This is a genomic window from Deltaproteobacteria bacterium, from assembly GCA_030690165.1.
Classification (GTDB): domain Bacteria; phylum Desulfobacterota; class GWC2-55-46; order UBA9637; family UBA9637; genus JACRNJ01.
In genome coordinates this window covers 38,558-59,522 of record JAUYHF010000061.1, presented here as the reverse complement: position 1 = coordinate 59,522, position 20,965 = coordinate 38,558, and the positions used below count along the sequence as shown (strand labels likewise).

Sequence of the window (20,965 nt, the reverse complement as noted above, 5' to 3'; positions counted from 1 at the left end):
TCCTTGACTATCCTTACTGCCTGTGCATAATTCTCTATTGTGGCTCTTTGAGTCATGGGGTATCCTCCTTTTGTTTTGGTATTGGCTTACCATGGAGATACCCCTTTCTTGCTTCTGACACAAGAAATAATACATTACCCTATTGTGATGATGATTGACTTAATATCTCAATATCTTATAATATGACATACATTTTTGATCGTTAAAGGACAGGAGACTATGAAAATAGGATCGATTTATACAATAGCAGGGACTGGAGAAGCCGGATTTGGCGGCGATGGGGGAGATGCAATATCAGCAATGCTTAATGAGCCAAAGGGTGTAGCATTAGACAGAAAGGGAAACATATATATCGCCGACACAGAAAACTGCCTGATAATGCGCGTAGATACAAATGGATGCATAAACACTATCGCAGGGCACTTCCTTCCCAATAGCGAGAGCGGTGGTGATGTTGAAGAAATGATGTATCAAAGGCAGCTTGGGAAATTACCACGCAAAGAAGGACTTCCCTCCGATTCTATCGGTGACAACGGCCCTGCAAGATCTTCCATGTTAAGGTATCCATCTGCCATTGCCGTGGACCAGACGGGAAATGTCTACATTACAGATACATTTAATCATAGAATAAGAAAGGTAGAGATAATCTCAGGTATCATCACAACCATAGCAGGCAATGGCCAGGATGGCTTTGGCGGTGATGAAGGACAGGCAACCGAAGCAAGCCTGTCTGAGCCATCAGGCATAGCAATAGACAGGAGTGGGGATATATTTATTGCCGATTTTATGAACCATAAAATCAGGAAGGTAGATGTGGCAACCGGGGTGATAACAACTGTGGCTGGAAGCGGAAATGGCTCATTCAGCGGAGACAACGGCCCTGCGATATATGCTGACCTTACATGCCCAGGCGGTGTAGCAGTGGACAATGAGGGGAATATATTTATAGCTGATACATTTAATAATCGCATCAGGATAATAGATAAAGATACAGGAATTATAAACACAGTAGCAGGGGATGATGCCTCATTTCGGGTTGGAGATAAAAAATCGTCAGAAAAAAGCCTCTCCCGACCCTATTCAATTGCATTAGACTCAAAGGGGGATATATACACAACAGACTCTGACAACCATATGGTCAGAAAGATCTACAGGAAAACAGGTGAAATCGTTACTGTGGCAGGAAACGGAAAGGCCGGTTTTTCTCCTGACGAGACACCGGCTAATGAGGCCAGCCTCAATTATCCTTTTGGCATAGCAATAGATCAAGCTGATAATATCTATATAGCCGATACATTCAACCATATGATAAGAAAGATCTTAATTAAGAAGATATAGGATATGCAAAAGAACTACAAGATTGCCGTAATCCCCGGTGATGGCACAGGACCGGAGGTAGTAGCCGATGATAGAGATATTGGTTTAAATATATATAATGATAGAGAGTAAGTTTATTTAGTTTTTTGTTCTATAAATACAATTGCCTTTTTCAGCCTTGCCAAACTTATTTCTTTGCCAAGGTTTTCTATCACCTCAAATATGCCAGGGCTTACTGTTCCGCCTGTTAGTGCAACCCTTGCAGGCTGGGCGATTTTGCCGAGTTTTATGCCTCTTGCATTGATTATATTACTGAATACAGTCTCAATAGTCTCATGGGTGAAATCATGGATGCTCTCAAGCCCTGATATAAGGGTTTCAAACATCGGAGTCATATCTTGAGTTAAAAATTTTTGGGCAGCCTTTTCTTCATACACAATATCTTCCTTAAAATAAAATTCAGCGGCATCGGCCATCTCTACAAAGGTATTGCTTCTTTCCTGAACGGTTTTTATAATATTTGCAAGCCTTTTATCTGCCTGAACCTTATATCCCCTTGTCTCCAGGAACGGACATAGCAGTTTTGCCAGTTCATCCGTTCTTGACTCTTTTATATAATGGTGATTCAGCCACAAAAGTTTTTCAGGATTGAATATACCTGATGATTTGCCCACATTTTCGAGGGAGAATTTTCCCGTAAGCTCTTCAATTGTAAATATCTCCTGGTCCCTATAAGACCATCCAAGCCGTGCAAGATAATTTACCAGGGCATGCGGCAGGTAACCCATTTCTTTGTATGCCATGACAGATGTGGCGCCGTGACGCTTGCTAAGCCTTGTCTTATCAGAGCCGAGTATCATAGGGAGATGGGCAAATGCCGGGATTGGGTATTTAAATGCCTCAGATAAAAGCATCTGCTTTGGCGTATTGTTCAGGTGGTCGTCACCCCTTATAACATGCGTTATCTTCATAGTTGCATCATCAACAACCACGCAGAGATTATAGGTGGGCGTTCCATCGCTTCTAAGGATGATTAAATCCTCTATCTCGTTATTGTCAAATGCAATATTTCCTTTAACAATATCTTTGACCAATGTTGTTCCTGAGGGAATCTTGAATCTTATTGTAAATCCCCCCTTTGTTAAAGTGGGGGAGGGGGTATTATTTCTGCACCTGCCGTCATATTTAGGAGGCCTTCCCTGAGCAAGGGCATCCTTTCGTCTTTGCTCCAGCTCTTCAGGTGTGCAAAAGCATTTATATGCCTTGTCCATTTCAATAAGTTTATATGCATGATCTCTGTAAAGATCAAACTGCTTGCTCTGGAAATAAGGGCCTTCATCCCAGTTAAGGCCCAGCCACTGCATCCCGTCAATGATTGCCTGAACAGACTCCTCCGTTGACCTTGCCGCATCCGTATCTTCAATCCTTAAGATAATTTTTCCCTTATGTTGTCTCGCAAAGAGCCAGTTAAAAAGGGCTGTCCTTGCCCCGCCTATGTGAAGATAGCCTGTCGGGCTTGGCGCAAATCGTGTCCTGATTTCCAAAGATACCTCCCTTATATATTTTGTAGCCTTCCCCTGTCCCGGGGTAATAAGTGTAAGCCTCATTTTTTTATCTGTTTTTTCTTTTCTTCCTCTTTCTTTTTTGAACACGCGGGGCACGCATATTTGACATCGTGTTTTACTGTTAGTCTGTCATAATCCCTGTCAAGAGCTATCCTTATTACTGTTTCGCTTTCCTTGCCGCAAAAACTGCACTTTAACATACTCATCTCCTTTCTTTCCGTATATTGCCGTCGTCTTTATACTGCTGTCTCTAAAGGCAGTTTCAACCGCTGTTCTGTCTTTGTCTTCAAATGATACGGCGAGATCGCAGAACGCAGCAAGTTTTTTTGGCGTGGGTATCAGTTTGAACGGTATGTCTTTTTCCTTTAATACCTTCTCTGCCTTTAACGCCTTGTGGGTTGAGCCAAAGGTGGCGATGTATTCCATTTATTTCCCTTGTTTTACAATTTCCAGAACCTTCCCTCTGACCTCGTCCATTTTGATAAGGCTTGCGTCAGGCGACCTTCTCATCTTCAACTCAACCGAGTTTTCTTTCAAGGCCTTGCTTCCGATAGTAATCCTTATCGGTATCCCTATCAAATCAGCGTCATTGAATTTGACGCCTGCCCTTTCATCCCTGTCATCCATCAAAACCTCAAGCCCTGTATCTGTCAGATTCTTATAAATTGTTTCTGCAACGTCCATTGTTGTTTTATCATTTACATTAACAGGGACAAGATGGAGATGAAATGGCGCAAGGGGCATGGGCCAGATAATTCCCTTATCATCATGATTTTGCTCTATGCCAGCCGCGGCAGTTCTGCCGATACCTATGCCGTAGCAGCCCATAATCATAGGTTTCGCCTCTCCTTTTTCATTCAAAAATGTTGCATTCATTGCCTCGCTGTATTTTGTGCCGAGTTTAAAAACATGTCCTACTTCAATCCCTCTGAATATTTCCAATACGCCATCGCATCTGGGGCATAAATCCCCCGCAATAACCATCCTTAAATCTCCAAAAACATCCGCCCTAAAATCCCTGTTTAAATTAACATTGATAAAATGGGTATCAGCTTCATTGGCGCCGACAATAGAGTTTGCAACCGATTGGATGCTGTAATCCGCAACTATTCTGACGGTTAATCCGACAGGCCCTGCAAAACCTGATGGTGCGCTGGTTGCCTTTCTCACAGTATCTTCATCTGCAAGGACCAGCCGTTCTACTTCCAGCAGTCTCTTAAGTTTTGCCTCATTAAGTTCATAATCTCCCCGCACAAGCACAGCCACAACCCCCTTATCTGAATCGTATATCATTGTTTTAATCAGTTTTTGCGGTGTTGTTTTTAAGAACCCGCTCACTTCCTCAACGGTTTTCATACCGGGCGTTGATACTTTTTCAAGAGGTTCTTCCTTTTCTGACTTGTGACTTGTGACTTGTGACTTGCGGCTTTTTGTCTCCGCCCTTTCCACATTTGCCGCATATTTGCATTTATTGCAGCTTGCAATCGCATCCTCTCCTGTATCTGCCAGAACCATAAACTCATGCGAAAACCTTCCGCCTATTGCGCCTGTCTCTGCCTCCACAGCCCTGAAATTAAGCCCGCATCTTTCAAATATCCGGCAGTAAGCGTCATACATATTCTGATATTCCCTTTCAGCATCCTCTTCTGTTGCGTGAAAGGAGTATGCATCTTTCATTATAAATTCTCTGCCGCGCATAAGCCCGAATCTCGGTCTTATCTCATCTCTGAATTTAGTCTGAATCTGGTAAAGGGTTATCGGGAGTTCTTTGTAGGAGCGGACTTCTCTGCGAAGCATATCTGTTATGACCTCTTCATGTGTCGGGCCGAGGCAAAACTCTCTCTGATGTCTGTCTTTTAAGCGCAACAATTCTTTGCCATACACATCCCATCTGCCGCTTTCCTGCCAGAGTTCAGAAGGTATAACCATGGGCATGGAAACTTCCTGAGCGCCTGCCTTGTCCATCTCTTCACGAACGATATTCTCCACTTTTCGTATTACCCTGAGACCCAATGGAAGATAATTATAAATGCCTGCCGCCACCTTTCGTATCATACCAGCCCTTGTCATAAGCCTGTGGCTTACAACCTCTGCATCAGAAGGGGCCTCTTTAAGGGTGGGGAGAAATATTTGAGAAAATCGCATGTTCAGATCCTTTATTTCAGGTTTTGCCGAGCCGCGGGCGGTTACAGCGCATCTTTATTTATCTCAATCTTTGCCTTTGACTTAAGGTCATTCAGCCACTTGTTCAGGGAGTCCTGCTGTTTTTCTTTAAGGAGGCGATCCTTGATTTGAGCCTTTTTTGCCTCAAATTCAGCCTTGTCAGCCTCTTTTATATCTTTAAGCCCGAATATATAAAACTTGTTTCCATGCGGGATGGTCTGAGAATAATAAGGTTTTTCTTTGGTAAGGGAAAACATATCAGGCTTATCCCCTACAGATAAACCGATATTAGCAATATAACCTTCAACCTTTGTAAAAAAGCCGCTTTCTCCTGTAGTATAACCATCTTTTGAGGCAAGTTTCTGAAAGTCCTCGCCCTGTTTTAGTCTTTTTAAAATAGCATCAGCAGTCTCTTTTGCCTTTTCCATTGCCTTCCCCTTTATAAGAGCGTTTTTAACAGAAGCCGCCGCCTCTTCGTATCCTGGTATGTGTTCTTCTTTTTTGTCTAAAATCTTTATGATATAAACGCTACTCTCGGTTTCAACAGCGTTGCTTATCTCGCCGGCCTTTAGAGAAAAGGCTGCTTTTTTGAGTTCAGCATTTCTGACAAGCTCTATCTTCATATCCCTTTCTGAGAAAGGCCCGGTTTCTACCAGTTTAAGTTTTTTCTTCGCTGCTTCGTCCTTCATCTCCCTTTTTTCAGATATGACAGCCTTCTGTATTTCAGCCGCCGTGTCTAAAGCCAGTTTTTTTGCGCCTGTCTCTGTTAGTTTTTTTATTATTATACCCTTTGCCTCTTTAAAAGGCATAAGCCTCGCCTCTTTTACGTCATCAATTTTTATGATGTGATAGCCTCTTTCCGTTTCTACAATGCCGCTTATTCCGCCTTTTTTAAGGGAAAAGGCCGCATCTTCAAAATGTTTTATCATCTCTCCTTGTTTGAAATAGCCAAGAGAGCCGCCTTTGCTGCCGGATGCCTTGTCATCTGAATATTTTTTAGCAAGCAATGCAAAGTCTTCGCCTTTTTTAGCCAATGATGAAAGTATATCCTCTGCCTTTTTCCGCGCCTCTTCCTTTGCCTTTTTCATGTCTGATGCGCCTGATGCCGGTTTTACAAGTATATGGCTTGCAGAAACCTGTTTTTGCGTCTGAAATTCATTTATGTTTTTTTCATAGTATTCCTTTATCTCTGCCTCTGAGATCTTTGCCTTTTGCAAAAGGTCTTTAAATGGAATTGAAATATAAGCCGCCTTAATCATTGTCGGCAGCTTAAATGACGCCTTGTTTTTTTCAAAATAGGCCTGCGCTTCCCCATCTGCAGCAACTGCATCCTTTTCAAACCTTGCTCCGCCTACTGCAATATATTGAAGATTGATTTTTTTGTTTTCGCCGGCAAATGTGTCCTCTATTTCCTTGTCGGCAATATTTATTGCGTCGGTTATCTTTTTCTGAACCTTGTCAATGATAAGGCTGTCTTTGACCCCTTTTTCATAATCTCCTGGTAATAGGTGGTTTGCCTTTAGCACCTGAAGATATTGCCCCTTGTCAAACACGTCGCCCTTTTGAAACACCTGAACAGATGCGATTTTCTTTTGAATATCATCGGTTGAAACGGTAATGCCCTGTTTTTTTGCCTCCTGAAGCTGAAGCTCTGTGTTTATAAGTATCTGGATGGTATTCTGTTTAAGATTCATTCTTTCCAGAAACTCATCATTAAACTGGTCTTTTAAGATGTTCCTGTAATAATTTATCTGCTGTTGATATGCCCTGACGTATGCAGTGGCAGTTATGGGTTTGCCGTTTACACTGGCTGCGACAGTGGCCTTATCCAACTTGAAATTTCCGACACCCCACAGCACAAAGACCATAATAATGGCCCCGAGTATTAAAAAGATCATCCATGACCTCTTCTTTTTTCTTAAAACCTTAAGCATAAAAAAACCTCCAATAAAATTTTAGAAGATGATATTAACCAACTTACAGTTAAAATTCAATCTTTTTAAGTAAGAAAATAAAAACCTGTCTTGACCTTACGCAATTACCTGCCTTATAATAAAACACAGCAGGAGGTTTTTATGAAATCATCCACCATCACAATATTAATATTGGCCATTATCGGCACATTTGCCATTGGCGTTGTGACACAGATAATAAACCCGTCCGAGCATGTCAATGCCTTGTGGTTTGTTGTAGCTGCAGCCTGCTTTTTTATAATTTCTTATCGTCTCTATGGCGCATTCATAACAGCAAAGGTATTAAACATTGATGAAAAAAGGCTGACCCCTGCAAAAAGGCTTGCTGATGGAAGGGATTATCATCCTACACACAAATGGGTCCTATTTGGCCATCACTTTGCTGCCATAGCAGGCGCAGGGCCTTTAATCGGGCCTGTGCTTGCCGCTCAATTCGGGTATCTCCCCGGATTCCTCTGGATACTCATCGGTGCAGTGCTGGGCGGCGCTGTCCATGATACTGTAATTCTCACAGCATCTGTAAGAAGAAACGGCCGCTCCCTTGCCCAAATCGCAAAAGACGAAATCGGCCCAGTTGCCGGCATTACCGCAGCCCTTGCCATTTTGTTCATTATAATCGTTGCCTTGGCAGGGCTTGGTCTTACTGTTGTGAATGCACTCACCCACAGCGCATGGGGGACATTTACAATCACCGCCACAATACCGATTGCCCTCTTTATGGGCATATACCTCTATAAAATAAGACACGGCAAGGTTGCGGAGGTAAGTATAATCGGCGTTGTATTGCTTCTGCTTGCTGTAATACTTGGAAGATACATCATCCCCGGCTCAGGCCTTGAGCCATATTTCAATCTTAACAGAAACACACTGGTAATTCTCATGGCAATATACGGATTTGTGGCATCTGTCCTGCCTGTGTGGCTGCTCCTCTGTCCCCGTGACTACCTCTCAACATACATGAAGATAGGCACTGTAATAATCCTTGCCTTGGGTGTAATATTTATTGCTCCTGATGTCCAGATGCCGGCTGTAACAAAATTCATTGACGGCGGCGGACCGATAATCCCGGGGAGCGTTTTTCCGTTCATGTTCATAACCATTGCCTGCGGCGCAGTATCGGGATTTCATTCCCTCATATCATCAGGCACAACGCCGAAGATGATACAGAGCGAAAGCGAGATAAGGATGATAGGCTTTGGCGCAATGCTTACTGAAGGCTTTGTTGCAGTCATTGCCATAATAGCAGCAACCATACTCATACCCGGCGACTACTTTGCAATAAACACAAAACTGTCATTTGAGCAGCTTGCCCAGCTTGGTTTCCCGGTAAGTAAGATTCAGGAACTATCTCAAGCTGTGGGCGTTGATGTTGCAGGAAGACCGGGCGGAGCAGTCTCACTTGCTGTGGGAATGGCGTATATATTCTCAAGCCTGCCTGGAATGAAAACCCTCATGCCATACTGGTATAATTTTGCCCTCATGTTTGAGGCGCTATTTATATTGACAACAGTTGACACGGGCACAAGGGTTGCAAGATTTATTTTGCAGGAAATCGGGGGATATGTCTATAAGCCTCTTGCAAGGACAAACTGGATGCCCGGGACAATCATGAGCAGTTTTCTTGTGGTGGGCGCATGGGGCTATTTAATACACTCAGGAAATATATCCACCATCTGGCCCATGTTCGGCGTGGCAAATCAATTGCTGGCAGCCCTTGCCTTTTGCGTGGGGACAACAATAATTATAAAAATGGGAAGACTTAAATATGTCTGGGTAACTTTTTTGCCAATGCTTTTCATGTTTATTACTACTTTAACAGCCTCATGGGAACTCTCATGGATATTTCTTGACAAGGCCTCAAATGCCGCATTACCCGGCGATATATTTGCCTTTAAACTTGATGCAGGGCTTGTTGCCGCTATGGCCGCTCTATCAGTAGTTACTGTTGCGGACTCTGTTTATAAATGGTACGGCTATCTCATAGGCAAGCGGGAGATTATAACAAGCGAGGTGATTGAATGGGCAGAGGATATGGAGGTAAGGTAGCATCGGGGGGGATGGGGTAATTGCGGGTTAATTCGGATTTATGTTGTTATGTATAAAAAGCTTTCTATACTCTCCATATCCTTCTTTTTCCAAATCCTCTTTTGGGATGAATCTCAGGGCGGCGGAATTAATGCAATATCTTAAACCCGTGGGCTTCGGGCCATCATCAAATATATGCCCCAGATGAGAGTCGGCGAGTCTGCTTCTTACCTCGGTGCGCACTGTAAAAAAACCGCTGTCTTCTTTCTCTGCGATGTTCTCAGTCTCAAGGGGTTTTGTAAAGCTCGGCCATCCTGTGCCTGAATCATATTTATCATTAGAGGTAAAAAGCGGTTCTCCTGAGACAATATCAACATATATACCTGCTCTCTTGTTGTCCCAGTATTCATTTTGAAACGGTTTTTCAGTGCCGCTTTTTTGCGTTACCTCATACTGCAATGGGGTTAATATTTTTTTAAGCTCTTCGTCAGCAGGTTTTTGGTATTCATCTTTTTTCTTTCCCCATACCTTTTTGATAAACTGATCGCGGCCTGATCTTGACCTGTAGTATTTGTACCTTAACTGGTTTTTCTTATAATAATCCTGATGATACTCTTCGGCTTTATAGAAGGTTTTTAATTTGACTATCTCTGTTGCTATCGGTTTATCAAAGAGTCCTGATTTCGCCAATTTCTCCTTAGAGGCTTCAGCAAGACGTCTCTGCTCGTCGTTATGGTAGAAGATGGCTGACTTATACGAAGACCCCCGGTCAACAAAAGAACCCCCTGCATCTGTGGGGTCAATTTGCCTCCAGAATACATCAAGGAGTTCCTGATAGGTTATTTTAGCCGGGTCGTAAATTATCTGAATTGCTTCAAGATGGCCGGTGGAGCCAGAAGATACTTCCTCATAGGTGGGGCTTTCCTTATCTCCGCCTGTGTAGCCGGATATGACATCAACAACTCCGTCAAGTTTTTCAAATGGAGGTTCCATGCACCAGAAACATCCTCCGGCAAAGGTTGCCTTTTCAAGATTATTAGCCTCACTTTTCATAGAAGCCCCCTCAGTCTTATCCTCTTTTCCAATCTTTGAACAGCCGTTCGCTATCATAATTGATAATAAAGCAAAGATTGTCAATGTTGTCCATCTCATAATTTATTACTCGTTTGTCTCTAATATCACCTGTGCAATACAGTAATCACCGTCATGGGAAAGGGATAAATGAGTTCGGAGTTCCGAGTTCTGAATTGGGGATTTTGAGTTCAATAATATGTAAGGCCTGCCATCACTGTTGTTTGTTACCTCTATCTCTTTATTAGATCCAACTCCGCGCCCGAGGGCCTTTATAAAGGCCTCTTTGGCTGCAAAGCGCACTGCAAGGTGCTGCTCAGAAAATCTTCTGTTTTTGCAGTATGCTAACTCGCCTTTAGTAAATATTCTTTTTTTAAGTTTATCTCCCCATCTTTCAACCGCCTTTTTGAACTTAGGGATATGCACAATGTCTATGCCGATATTGTAAATCATACTATTTTACAAGCTCCTTTATCTCCCTAACTGCTCTCTCTATGCCAACAAATACGCTTTTTGCTATTATGCTGAAGCCAATGGCAAATTCTTCAATCTCTTTTATCTCTGCAACCCTCTTTATGTTGTAATAATCAAGGCCGTGGCCTGCATGAACAGCCATGCCGAGTTTTGACGCAAGAAGGGCTGTATTATATATCCGTTCCAGTTCTTTATCTTTTTTCAATACCCCATCCTGCGTATTACAATACTTCCCTGTATGTATTTCTATGCCATTTGTGTCTATTCTGTGACTGGCCTTTACCTGTTCCGGCTCAGGGTCAATAAAAAGATTTACCCTGATTCCGGCTTCTTTAAGGGCAGCGATAAACTTTTTGAGGTGATCTTTCTGGGTTTTTACATCCAGACCGCCTTCTGTTGTCAGCTCCTGCCGCTTTTCCGGCACAAGCGTAACCATATCCGGTTTCAGCTCAAGGGCAATCTTCATCATCTCCTGCGTTCCAGCCATTTCCAGATTAAGTTTGGTCTTAACCGTCTTCCTCAGGATGATTGCGTCCCTGTCCTGAATATGCCTTCTGTCCTCACGGAGATGAATGGTTATACCGTCTGCGCCGCCAAGTTCCGCCAAACTTGCTGCTGTCACTGGGTCAGGCTCTTTGGCGCATCTTGCCTGTCTTATTGTTGCCACATGGTCTATATTTACAGATAACCTTGCCATCAGCCAAGCTCCTTTTCTATCGCATTGGCAATATACCTTGCCATCTTTTTTATCTCTCCTTCATGCCTTCCTTCTACCATAACCCTTGCAAGCAGTTCTGTGCCGGAATATCTGACAGATAATCTTCCATTCCCGTCCAATTTGTTTTCTATCTCTTTTATCCTTTTGGCAATTTGAGGGTTTTTTGTAAGCTCTTTTTTCTCTTTTACCTTTACATTTATCAAAATCTGCGGATATGTCCGCATAACAGCGGCAAGTTCTGAAAGCTTTTTATTCTCCTTTACCATTATGGCCAGAATCTGCAGGGCAGAGATGATTCCGTCTCCGGTTGTAGTATGATCCATAAATATTATATGGCCTGACTGTTCGCCGCCAAGGTTATACCCGCCTTTCAACATCTCCTCAGTTACATACCTGTCCCCAACCTTTGTTCTGATTATCCTGCCGCCTGCCTTTTTTACGGCCTCTTCAAGACCCATATTGCTCATAATGGTTGTAACCAAAGTTTTCTTTTTCAGGGTGTTCCGCTTCAACATCCTTGTTGCCAATATTGCCATAACATGGTCGCCGGTCAAAACCTTTCCTTTCTCATCAACCAAAATCATCCTGTCTCCGTCGCCATCCAGCGCAATCCCGATATCCGCTTTTTTTTCTTTAACCAATTTTGCGACAGCCTCTGGATAGAGAGAGCCGCATCTGTCATTTATGTTTTCACCGTTTGGTTTGACGCCGATTGGAAACACATCTGCGCCGAGTTCGTAAAACACCTCCGGCGCAACTTTGTATGCAGCGCCATGCGCGCAGTCAACCGCTATCTTCAAACCGTCCAACGTTAATTCCTTTGGAAATGTATTTTTTGCGAACACAACATATCTGCCTATTGCATCGTCAATTCTGTAGGCCTTTCCAATATCGCTTGCAGTCGGCCTGTGAGACGGTTCATTGTTTTTAAATATGAAATCCTCTATATCTCTCTCAAGTTTATCGGGCAGTTTAAAACCATCCCTTGAAAAAAACTTTATGCCGTTGTCCTGATACGGGTTGTGGGACGCTGAAATCACAACACCTGCGTCCGCCCTCATGCTGGAGGTGATAAAGGCGATGCCTGGCGTAGGAAGCGGGCCGACAAGCATGACGTCAACGCCCATGGAGCATATGCCTGCAACCATTGCATTTTCAAGCATATAGCCGGAAAGTCTTGTATCTTTGCCGATTACAATCTTATGTCTTCGCGGCTCTTTCTTGAATACATACGCAATTGCCCTTCCAATCTGCATGGCAATTTCAGCGGTCATTGGATAGATATTGGCAACGCCTCTGACACCATCGGTTCCAAACAGTTTTCTCATAGTCATTTCCTTTTCCACATTCTTACTACCGACACCTTTACCTTTACAACATCAGGTTCCGCCTTTTTTAATTCTGTATCAGCAAGCTGGATATGCAGCATAGTGGTTTTGTCTGCCTTTATTCCGGTTATATCCATTTGCTCAGTATATATTTCATTTATATCTTTTAACTCCGACTGTGTCCCGAATAACACAACCGAATCAGGCTCAATAGAAATATCTTTTACATTAAAACCGCCTGCTGGGCTTCCAGACAGCCTTACCCTTACCGGGACAAGTTTGTTTGCAACGGTTTCCAGATGGATCGGTATTGATGATGGATTCACCTTTATAATCTCTGCGCCTTTTGGGGTCTTTATATCCCTTTGGACAACTCTGATATTATTAACACCTTGTTTAGCCGTAGAAAGATCAATAGATGCAGATAGCTGCGCCGGAGAAAGTTTTGACATAACCTTTTTTGAAGCAAGAATCCTTACCTCTATCTCTCTTATAGGCTCGCCGATTATCACCATATCTTTAGAGAGGTTCCCGAACTCAAGGGGAATCAAAAAAACCACCTCCGTCCTTTTCTCGCCTTCTACCAGAAACCACATGGCAATTGCAAATGCAAGGGCCATTATTTTTAACATCTTATTTTTAAAGAAAAACTCTTTCAAAAAGATCTCTCTCATAAAAATATCCCTTTTTTGTCTTAGGCTTCATCCTACAGGCGGGCGCTGCGGAATATATCTTTGAGCTTTTTCAGTAATATTGCCGCGTCCATATTTCTATCTATCTCTCCGTCAACAACCAGAGAAACCTCTCCGCTCTCCTCTGATACAACTAATACAACAGCATCAGTCTCCTCTGTAAGCCCAATAGCCGCCCTGTGCCGTGTGCCCAATGATTTGCTTATCTCCTGGTTTCTTGTCAGTGGAAGAAAACACCCGGCCCTGCTTATCCTGCCTTTTTTGATTATTGCCGCCCCGTCATGAACCGGTGACGAGGGATTAAAGATGGAAAGGAGCATTTCTGAACTCACCTTTGCATCTACTTCTACTCCGATATCAAGATAATCTCCCAATCCCACATCTTTTTCCAGAACTATCAAAGCGCCGATTTTTTCCCCTGACATCTGAAAGGCCGCTTTGGTCAGTTCCTCGAAAATCTCTTCCTTTGAGCCTGCGCCTCTGCCAAATAACGATGTTTTACCGACCTGCACCAATCCCCGTCTTATATCCCTCTGAAAGACCACTATTACTATTATTATTATTGAACTGAGGAAATTGCTCAATATCCAGTGAAGTGTAAATAACTCCATCCTCTGGGATACGAAATAGACAAGGACTATTACAGCCAGTCCCCAGAGCATTCTCTCCGCCCTTGTCCCTTTTACAAGGAGCATGAGCCTGTAAATTACAAAGGCAACGATAAGGATATCAACTACATCTATCCAGCGAATATCAAAAATAGCCTGCGGCATAAGTCGCTTCGCTCCATTGAAAAATGCAAATTGCAAATTTCAAATTTAAAAATATTAAAATCTTCATTTTGCATTTTGCATTTTACAATTTACAATTTCATTTTTTATCGCATCCGCCATATCTGCTGCCATTCGCGTTTCCTTAACATCATGAACCCTAATAATACTTGCTCCGTTTAATATGCCGGCTGCAATGGTGGCAATGGTTCCTTCCAACCTATTCTTTACATCTAATCCAAGAATCTTGCCTATAAAGGATTTTCGCGATGTTCCAAGAACTACCGGTCTTCCAATGGACTTAAATTCAGAGAGCCTTTTTATAATCTTCAAATTATCTTCAGCGCCCTTGCCAAAACCTATGCCAGGGTCAACGGCAATCCTTTCTTTTTTAATGCCGGCTTTAACGGCAAAGGATACCCTCTCTTCCAGATGGTTAAATATTTCCGATATAAGGTCATCATATTTGACATCCACCTGCATTGTTACCGGTGTTCCTCTCGTATGCATAAGTATAACACCAACTTTGGTTTTTGCGCATACCTCTGCCATTGCTGGATCAAATCTCATGGCGCTGATATCATTCACTATTTGCGCCCCTGCGTCAATAGCCTGTCTTGCAACCTCTGCCTTGGTTGTATCCACTGATATGGCGGCATCGGTTTTTTTAGCCGCTTCTTTTATTACGGGTATAATCCTTTTAAGCTCTTCTTCCAGAGAAACCGGTTTAGAGCCGGGCCTTGATGATTCACCGCCCACATCTATAATATCAGCGCCATCCTCTGCCATTTGCAGCGCCTTTTTTACAGCCTCTCTTTTTTTTAGATATTGGCCGCCATCGTAAAAGGAATCGGCCGTTACATTCAAGACGCCCATTATCAACGTCCGCCTTCCTATAATCCACTTTTTCTCTTTTACTTCAAATATCCATTCTCTTATATATATATTGTCAATAGCCTTTTTTATGGCGCTGCCGATTTGTTTCAAACCAAATGGCTGCATATTTAACTTTTTAATTACACTGTATATCTGTTTTTCCGTTCCGGATATAATGGCATCTGTAGTTTTAACACTACAGTTAATAACGCCCACCGATACCGCTGCATCTCCGCCAACTGAGAGCATTTCTTGTTTAAGGATATTTGCCTGCGGGGCGGTCAAACCTTTTATCTTGAGATTCAGATGGAGCAGTTTCGGGGCCATAAGCCTGATGCCCACACGGTCAACCCCAATGCGGGACATCTCGGACACGATTTCTTCTTTAGAGGTAATGTTTAAATGCCTTGGCAAATTCACAAAAACCTCGCAGGTTTAAAAAGGCTATCAGATTAGTGGGATGCAGCGGTTGCTGAGGTTTCCTTTGAAGGTTCGGTCCTGCCGCTGTTTTCGCCGCGTATTATCCTGTCTATTTCATCGCCGTCCAGCACCTCTTTTTCAAGAAGGGCGCTGGCAAGTCTGTGCAGGGTGTCAATATTTTCGACAAGGATTTTTTTGGCCCTGTTGTAGCCTTCCATTACAATTACCTTTATCTCCGAGTCTATTTCTTCGGCTGTCTGCTCACTGTAGTTCTTATGTGAGGCTATCTCTTTTCCAAGAAATACCATCTCTTCTTTTTTGCCAAATGTTAACGGCCCCATCTTTTCGCTCATACCCCACTCGCACACCATCTTTCTTGCCATCTCTGTCGCCCTTTCAATGTCATTACCGGCGCCGGTTGTCATGTGATGCAGAACCAGTTCTTCCGCTACCCGTCCTCCCATCATTATGGCAATCCCTCCCATGATATACTCTCTCGGCCATGTATGTTTTTCATCCAGAGGCAGATACTGGGTAAGGCCAAGGGCGTAGCCCCGCGGAATAATGGTTACTTTGTGAACAGGATCGGAACCGGGGATAAGCTTCCCAACAAGCGTATGACCTGCCTCATGATATGCCGTATTCTTTTTCTCCTCTTCGCTTATTATCATGCTCTTCCGCTCCTTACCCATCAATACCTTGTCTTTTGCCTCATCAAAATCGGTCATATCAACCTTGCTCTTGCCGCGTCTTGCCGCCAGCAGGGCTGCTTCATTAACTAAGTTTGCAAGGTCTGCCCCAGACATACCGGGGGTTCCTCTTGCAACCACCTCAAAATTCACATCCTCCGCCAGAGGCGCCTTTTTGGCGTGGACAGTGAGTATATCGCTCCTGCCCTTCAAGTCGGGTTTAGGGACAATAACTGTCCTGTCAAACCTTCCTGGCCGCATCAATGCAGGATCCAAAACATCCGGACGGTTTGTTGCAGCAATCAGGATTACGCCCTCATTTGATTCAAAGCCATCCATCTCCACAAGAAGCTGATTCAAAGTCTGCTCCCTTTCGTCATGACCGCCGCCAAGACCTGCGCCCCTGTGCCTTCCGACAGCGTCTATCTCATCTATAAAGATTATGCACGGCGCATTCTTCTTTCCCTGAAGAAAGAGGTCCCTGACCCTGGATGCCCCAACACCAACAAACATTTCTACAAAATCAGAGCCGGATATGCTGAAAAACGGAACACCGGCCTCTCCGGCTATTGCCTTTGCAAGCAAGGTTTTTCCTGTTCCAGGCGAACCCATGAGAAGCACGCCTTTTGGTATGCGGCCGCCGAGTTTTGTAAACTTTTTCGGGTCCTTTAAAAACTCAATAATTTCTTCCAATTCTTCCTTAGCCTCCTCAATGCCAGCCACATCCTTAAATGTCACCTTCTGCTGGCTCTCGTTCAAAAGCCTTGCCTTGCTCTTGCCGAATGCCATTGCCTTGCCGCCGCCCATCTGCATCTGTCTCATGAAAAATACCCAAACGCCTATGAGAAGAAGCATGGGAAACCATGAAATAAGCACTGCCCACCACTGGGATTGATCCGCCGGTTTGGCCGATATCTTTACACCCATTGTTCTAAGTGTTTTTACAAGTTCGGGATCATCAGGCGCAAAGGTCTTAAATTCCTTGCCGTCTTTAAATTTTCCATATATGTCATTTCCCTGTATGGTAACCTCTGCAATATTGCCCTTTTCCACTGACTGTATAAAATCACTGAATATAATCTTTTCCTGAGATTGCGGAGTATGGCTGAACATATTCCAGAGAAGCACCATTGTGGCTATTATAATGAGCCACATTGCCATGTTTTTATAAATAGACTGCTTCATCCTTGATATTATCCCCCTTGTCTTAAATCAGCATGAAAATCAGATAGAAATTTATGCGTAAGCTCAATCCTTTTTAAGGCAGCATGTAATAACTGCGTTTTTTCTTTTAGCAAAAAAGTATATTGTCATAAATCAAAAAACATTACAACAGAAATTTATCTTATAGAATTTTAACTGAGTAATGGCTTAATTGATGCCTTTTTGGCTGACATCGCAATTACTTATCCTTAAATACCGCCTGTCTCTTTTCCAAAAAGGCGCGTATGCCCTCATCCTTATCTTCTGTTTCACAAACCTTGCCAAAGAGTTTATCCTCTCCTTCCACTCCATATATAGCCTTGAGGCATAAGCTTACGGCAAGCCTGCTTTTATTTGCTATTCTGCCGGCAAGCTCTTTTGCTTCATCCATTAGTTTGTCTCTTGGGACAATCTTATTTAAAAGGCCGATAGCCAAAGCATCTTTAGCCGAAATCTTGTTTCCTGTGATTAGGAGTTCTATGGCCTTGCCTCTGCCTATTATTTTTGTAAGCCTGCGGCTTCCACCGAAACCGGGTATTATCCCAAGATTTATTTCAGGCTGTGAAAACCATGCATCCTCTGAAGCAATCCTTATATGGCAGGCCATGGCAAGCTCATTGCCTCCGCCGATACATGCGCCATTTATAGCGGCAATTACAGGAATGGTTGAGGATTCAATAATATCCATCAACTCCTGTCCGTTTTTTGCAAATGCCTCTCCCTCCTTCTTTGTCTTTATCGCTGATAGTTCCTTTATATCCGCGCCAGCGCAGAATGTTCTGCCTGCGCCGGTTATAATTATAATTTTGATATTTTCTTTTTTATTTAAATCCCAAAAAACTTCCTTTAGTCCGGCTATCAACTTGAGAGATAGCGCATTTACAGGCGGGTTATTAAGAGTGATTAGGGCAAGGTTGTTTTCTATAAGTATATCCATCAATTTATTCATATGCAGCTTCCTTTGACAACAAGTATAGCAGAAGAATGGAAATGGTCAAGGATTTGCGCATTCCTTCCATATTTTTGCTTTCATATTTTCCTCTTGACAACACAATATATTGTGGTATAGTAGACGCCAATACACAATATATGCCGTTTGCCTTTTAAAAACAAGCGCTTATGTTTATATATTCAATGACATACGTTTATACTAAAAATAGTAAGCAGTTTTTGGCTGCTTACAACTAACAGCTTGCTCACTCACTTAAAAAAAGGAGATGTTATGGACGCAGAACAAGACATTTTTGGAGAGGGTTTCCAGCCTTCGGTTCCAAAGAAGAAACTATCCAGCGGGACACAAAAGCAAAAGAAGATAGTTCCGCAGCTTGCGCATAATGCCATCAAGGTGCTGGGAAAACGGTATCTTAAAAAAGATCTGAATGGCAATCCCATTGAAACCCCTGAAACTATGCTCTGGCGGGTGGCAGAAAATATCAGTCAGGCTGATAAGATATATGACCCAAAGGCAGATATTGAAAAAACAGCAGAGGTTTTTTATGAGATGATGGCTTCGCTCCAGTTTATGCCAAATTCCCCGACCCTCATGAATGCCGGCAGGGAGTTGCAGCAACTCTCCGCATGTTTTGTGCTTCCGGTGGACGATTCAATGGAGAGCATATTTGAGGCTGTAAAGCATACTGCTTTAATCCATAAGAGCGGGGGAGGCACTGGTTTTTCGTTTTCAAGGCTCAGGCCGTCAGGAGATATAGTTGGCTCAACCTCCGGCATATCATCCGGCCCCATATCGTTTATGACAGTATTTGACTCTGCCACAGAGGCAATAAAACAGGGAGGCACACGGCGCGGGGCAAATATGGGGATACTGCGGATAGACCATCCTGATGTCATGAACTTTATAACCTGCAAAGAGGATAATAACAAACTTAATAATTTTAATATCTCCGTAGCTATTACAGAGGAATTTATGGAGGCTGCAGAGGCAGGCAGAGAATATGAATTGAAGAATCCGAGGACAGGAAAGGCCGCGGGAAGTCTTAATGCAAAAGAGGTCTTTGAAAAGATAGTAAATATGGCATGGAAAAACGGCGACCCCGGCATAATCTTTATTGACAGGATAAACAGGGATAATCCAACCCCGCACATAGGCGCAATAGAATCAACAAATCCATGCGGAGAGCAGCCGCTTCTGCCTTATGAGTCCTGCAACCTTGGCTCAATAAATCTTGTAAAGATGGTAAAAAGACAGGGGGCAGGGGTCAGGGGTCAGGGGTCAGGAAAATCTCACACTGAACCCTTTTACGATCCGATCACCGATCCCCGATCCCCGACCCCTGTCTTTGAAATTGATTGGGGTAAACTTGAATATGTTATAAAGGAAGCGGTTCATTTTCTTGATAATGTAATAGATATGAACCGTTATCCGATTCCCCAGATTGAAAATATGACAAAGGGCAACCGCAAGATAGGCCTTGGTGTAATGGGCTTTGCAGATATGCTGGTAAGGCTTGGCATTCCATATAATTCAGAAGAGGCAATAGACATAGCACTTGAGGTTATGGGTTTTATACAGGAAAAGGGGAAGGATGCGTCCATTAAACTCGCAGAGAAAAGGGGTGAATTCCCCAACTTTAAGGGTTCTATATACGATGGAGGCAGTAAGATAAGGAATGCCACTGTAACTACCATTGCCCCGACCGGAACAATATCTATGATAGCAGGATGCTCCTCAGGAATAGAGCCTATATTTGCGCTGGCATATACCAGAAATGTGCTTGACGGCGCTGAACTCGTAGAGGCAAATCCATTATTTGAGGAGATTGCCAAAGAGCGCGGTTTCTACACCCCGGAGCTTATGAAACAGGTTGCCAAGACAGGCGGGCTGCATGATGTGAACGATGTGCCGGATGACATAAAGAGGCTGTTTGTAACCTCCCACGATATATCCCCTGAATGGCATATAAAGATGCAGGCCGCATTTCAGAAGTATACGGACAATGCGGTTTCAAAGACTGTCAACTTCCCGAACGAGGCAACGGCTGAGGATGTTGCCGATGTTTACAGATTAGCCTATAAACTCAACTGCAAGGGTGTTACCGTTTACAGGGATGGTTCAAGGGATGTGCAGGTTTTGAATAAAGGGGAGAAAAAAGACGCTAAATTACAGACACAGGAATTGAAACATCAAACAACAGTTTTAACCCCAAAACCCAGAGGAGACATTACCTTTGGCGCAACAAGAAAGATGAAGACAGGCTGCGGAAATCTCTATATAACCATAAATGAAGATGAGGAGGGGCGGCCGTTTGAGATATTCACGCAGATCGGCAAGGCAGGCGGCTGCGCTGCATCACAGTGCGAGGCAATAGGCAGGATGGCATCGCTTGCCCTGAGAAGCGGGATACAGGTGGAAGAGGTTATCAAACAGATGCGCGGCATAAGCTGTCATGTGCCTGTGGGATACGGCAAGGAAAAAATCCTATCATGCGCTGACGCAGTTGCCAGGGCTATGGATTGGTATGTAAATTATAAGAGGCAGATTGGCGACACGAGGCTTAAGATACACGACGAGCAGATGGTTTACAGCGACGGCAAACCGCATTCCGGATTTTTAGGCGCCGCCGATGTGTTGCAGAGGGGCGCCTGTCCTGACTGTGGCGCGCAGATGCAGTATGAGGAAGGGTGCGCCAAGTGCAATTGCGGGTATTCGGATTGCGGGTAAGG

The 20,965-nt window shown here is 43.5% G+C and carries 16 protein-coding genes; 3 read left to right on the top strand and 13 right to left on the bottom strand.

Annotation, left to right across the window (positions count from 1 at the left end; genetic code table 11):
* Nucleotides 1-219: 219 nt before the first annotated feature.
* Nucleotides 220-1,338 carry an NHL repeat-containing protein gene (locus Q8P28_10520; protein ID MDP2683211.1) on the top strand — a complete coding sequence of 373 codons (1,119 nt, stop codon included), beginning with the start codon at nucleotides 220-222 and terminating at the stop codon, nucleotides 1,336-1,338.
* 113 nt (nucleotides 1,339-1,451) lie between these two features.
* On the opposite strand, the gene gltX is transcribed toward Q8P28_10520, so the two are convergent.
* From gltX to Q8P28_10500, 4 genes are all read right to left on the bottom strand, one after another.
* The gene (gene gltX / locus Q8P28_10515; GenBank protein MDP2683210.1) at nucleotides 1,452-2,924 is read right to left on the bottom strand and encodes a glutamate--tRNA ligase; all 1,473 of its coding nucleotides are present in this window, start codon (nucleotides 2,922-2,924) and stop codon (nucleotides 1,452-1,454) included.
* A 99-nt stretch (nucleotides 2,925-3,023) separates the two neighbouring features.
* Nucleotides 3,024-3,308 (bottom strand): DUF3343 domain-containing protein, encoded by a 285-nt coding sequence (locus Q8P28_10510; protein MDP2683209.1) that lies wholly within the window; start codon nucleotides 3,306-3,308, stop codon nucleotides 3,024-3,026.
* Entirely contained in the window at nucleotides 3,309-5,027 is a 1,719-nt protein-coding gene (locus Q8P28_10505; protein MDP2683208.1) for a proline--tRNA ligase, read from the bottom strand.
* A gap of 41 nt (nucleotides 5,028-5,068) precedes the next feature.
* Entirely contained in the window at nucleotides 5,069-6,979 is a 1,911-nt protein-coding gene (locus Q8P28_10500; protein ID MDP2683207.1) for a SurA N-terminal domain-containing protein, read from the bottom strand.
* Nucleotides 6,980-7,120: 141 nt separating this feature from the next.
* On the opposite strand from Q8P28_10500, the gene Q8P28_10495 reads away from it, so the two are divergent.
* A complete protein-coding gene (locus Q8P28_10495) occupies nucleotides 7,121-9,064 on the top strand; it encodes a carbon starvation protein A (GenBank protein ID MDP2683206.1) in 1,944 nt (647 codons plus the stop codon).
* A 27-nt stretch (nucleotides 9,065-9,091) separates the two neighbouring features.
* Here Q8P28_10495 and msrB read toward each other — a convergent pair whose 3' ends face one another.
* The 9 genes from msrB to Q8P28_10450 all read right to left on the bottom strand — a co-directional run bounded on the left by msrB (nucleotide 9,092) and on the right by Q8P28_10450 (nucleotide 18,233).
* Nucleotides 9,092-10,096 carry a peptide-methionine (R)-S-oxide reductase MsrB gene (gene msrB, locus Q8P28_10490; protein MDP2683205.1) on the bottom strand — a complete coding sequence of 335 codons (1,005 nt, stop codon included), beginning with the start codon at nucleotides 10,094-10,096 and terminating at the stop codon, nucleotides 9,092-9,094.
* A 105-nt stretch (nucleotides 10,097-10,201) separates the two neighbouring features.
* Nucleotides 10,202-10,567, bottom strand: coding sequence for a holo-ACP synthase (gene acpS / locus Q8P28_10485; GenBank protein MDP2683204.1), 366 nt, complete (start codon nucleotides 10,565-10,567; stop codon nucleotides 10,202-10,204).
* A 1-nt stretch (nucleotide 10,568) separates the two neighbouring features.
* Nucleotides 10,569-11,285 (bottom strand): pyridoxine 5'-phosphate synthase, encoded by a 717-nt coding sequence (locus Q8P28_10480; protein MDP2683203.1) that lies wholly within the window; start codon nucleotides 11,283-11,285, stop codon nucleotides 10,569-10,571.
* Nucleotides 11,285-12,634, bottom strand: coding sequence for a phosphoglucosamine mutase (glmM, locus tag Q8P28_10475; protein ID MDP2683202.1), 1,350 nt, complete (start codon nucleotides 12,632-12,634; stop codon nucleotides 11,285-11,287). The genes Q8P28_10480 and glmM overlap by 1 nt, the downstream gene beginning before the upstream one ends.
* Before the next feature lie 2 nt (nucleotides 12,635-12,636).
* Entirely contained in the window at nucleotides 12,637-13,308 is a 672-nt protein-coding gene (locus Q8P28_10470) for a CdaR family protein (GenBank protein ID MDP2683201.1), read from the bottom strand.
* Between the two features lie 32 nt (nucleotides 13,309-13,340).
* Nucleotides 13,341-14,099 carry a diadenylate cyclase CdaA gene (gene cdaA, locus Q8P28_10465; protein ID MDP2683200.1) on the bottom strand — a complete coding sequence of 253 codons (759 nt, stop codon included), beginning with the start codon at nucleotides 14,097-14,099 and terminating at the stop codon, nucleotides 13,341-13,343.
* A 63-nt stretch (nucleotides 14,100-14,162) separates the two neighbouring features.
* Nucleotides 14,163-15,386 carry a dihydropteroate synthase gene (folP, locus tag Q8P28_10460; protein MDP2683199.1) on the bottom strand — a complete coding sequence of 408 codons (1,224 nt, stop codon included), beginning with the start codon at nucleotides 15,384-15,386 and terminating at the stop codon, nucleotides 14,163-14,165.
* Nucleotides 15,387-15,424: 38 nt separating this feature from the next.
* Nucleotides 15,425-17,266 (bottom strand): ATP-dependent zinc metalloprotease FtsH, encoded by a 1,842-nt coding sequence (gene ftsH, locus Q8P28_10455; GenBank protein MDP2683198.1) that lies wholly within the window; start codon nucleotides 17,264-17,266, stop codon nucleotides 15,425-15,427.
* Between the two features lie 217 nt (nucleotides 17,267-17,483).
* Complete coding sequence (locus Q8P28_10450; GenBank protein ID MDP2683197.1) at nucleotides 17,484-18,233, bottom strand: enoyl-CoA hydratase-related protein; 750 nt, start codon at nucleotides 18,231-18,233, stop codon at nucleotides 17,484-17,486.
* 273 nt (nucleotides 18,234-18,506) lie between these two features.
* Here Q8P28_10450 and Q8P28_10445 point away from each other — a divergent pair, with 273 nt between their 5' ends.
* A complete protein-coding gene (locus Q8P28_10445; protein ID MDP2683196.1) occupies nucleotides 18,507-20,963 on the top strand; it encodes a vitamin B12-dependent ribonucleotide reductase in 2,457 nt (818 codons plus the stop codon).
* Nucleotides 20,964-20,965 lie beyond the last annotated feature (2 nt).

Bases quoted from the DNA above. Each gene is read 5' to 3' on its own strand.
- Q8P28_10520 (MDP2683211.1), top strand. From the start codon at position 220: ATGAAAATAGGATCGATTTATACAATAGCAGGGACTGGAGAAGCCGGA.
- Q8P28_10510 (MDP2683209.1), bottom strand. From the start codon at position 3,308: ATGGAATACATCGCCACCTTTGGCTCAACCCACAAGGCGTTAAAGGCA.
- Q8P28_10450 (MDP2683197.1), bottom strand. From the start codon at position 18,233: ATGAATAAATTGATGGATATACTTATAGAAAACAACCTTGCCCTAATC.
- Q8P28_10500 (MDP2683207.1), bottom strand. From the start codon at position 6,979: ATGCTTAAGGTTTTAAGAAAAAAGAAGAGGTCATGGATGATCTTTTTA.
- Q8P28_10505 (MDP2683208.1), bottom strand. From the start codon at position 5,027: ATGCGATTTTCTCAAATATTTCTCCCCACCCTTAAAGAGGCCCCTTCT.
- Q8P28_10480 (MDP2683203.1), bottom strand. From the start codon at position 11,285: ATGGCAAGGTTATCTGTAAATATAGACCATGTGGCAACAATAAGACAG.
- gltX (MDP2683210.1), bottom strand. From the start codon at position 2,924: ATGAGGCTTACACTTATTACCCCGGGACAGGGGAAGGCTACAAAATAT.
- ftsH (MDP2683198.1), bottom strand. From the start codon at position 17,266: ATGAAGCAGTCTATTTATAAAAACATGGCAATGTGGCTCATTATAATA.
- msrB (MDP2683205.1), bottom strand. From the start codon at position 10,096: ATGAAAAGTGAGGCTAATAATCTTGAAAAGGCAACCTTTGCCGGAGGA.
- Q8P28_10470 (MDP2683201.1), bottom strand. From the start codon at position 13,308: ATGAGAGAGATCTTTTTGAAAGAGTTTTTCTTTAAAAATAAGATGTTA.
- glmM (MDP2683202.1), bottom strand. From the start codon at position 12,634: ATGAGAAAACTGTTTGGAACCGATGGTGTCAGAGGCGTTGCCAATATC.
- Q8P28_10495 (MDP2683206.1), top strand. From the start codon at position 7,121: ATGAAATCATCCACCATCACAATATTAATATTGGCCATTATCGGCACA.
- acpS (MDP2683204.1), bottom strand. From the start codon at position 10,567: ATGATTTACAATATCGGCATAGACATTGTGCATATCCCTAAGTTCAAA.
- Q8P28_10445 (MDP2683196.1), top strand. From the start codon at position 18,507: ATGGACGCAGAACAAGACATTTTTGGAGAGGGTTTCCAGCCTTCGGTT.
- cdaA (MDP2683200.1), bottom strand. From the start codon at position 14,099: ATGCCGCAGGCTATTTTTGATATTCGCTGGATAGATGTAGTTGATATC.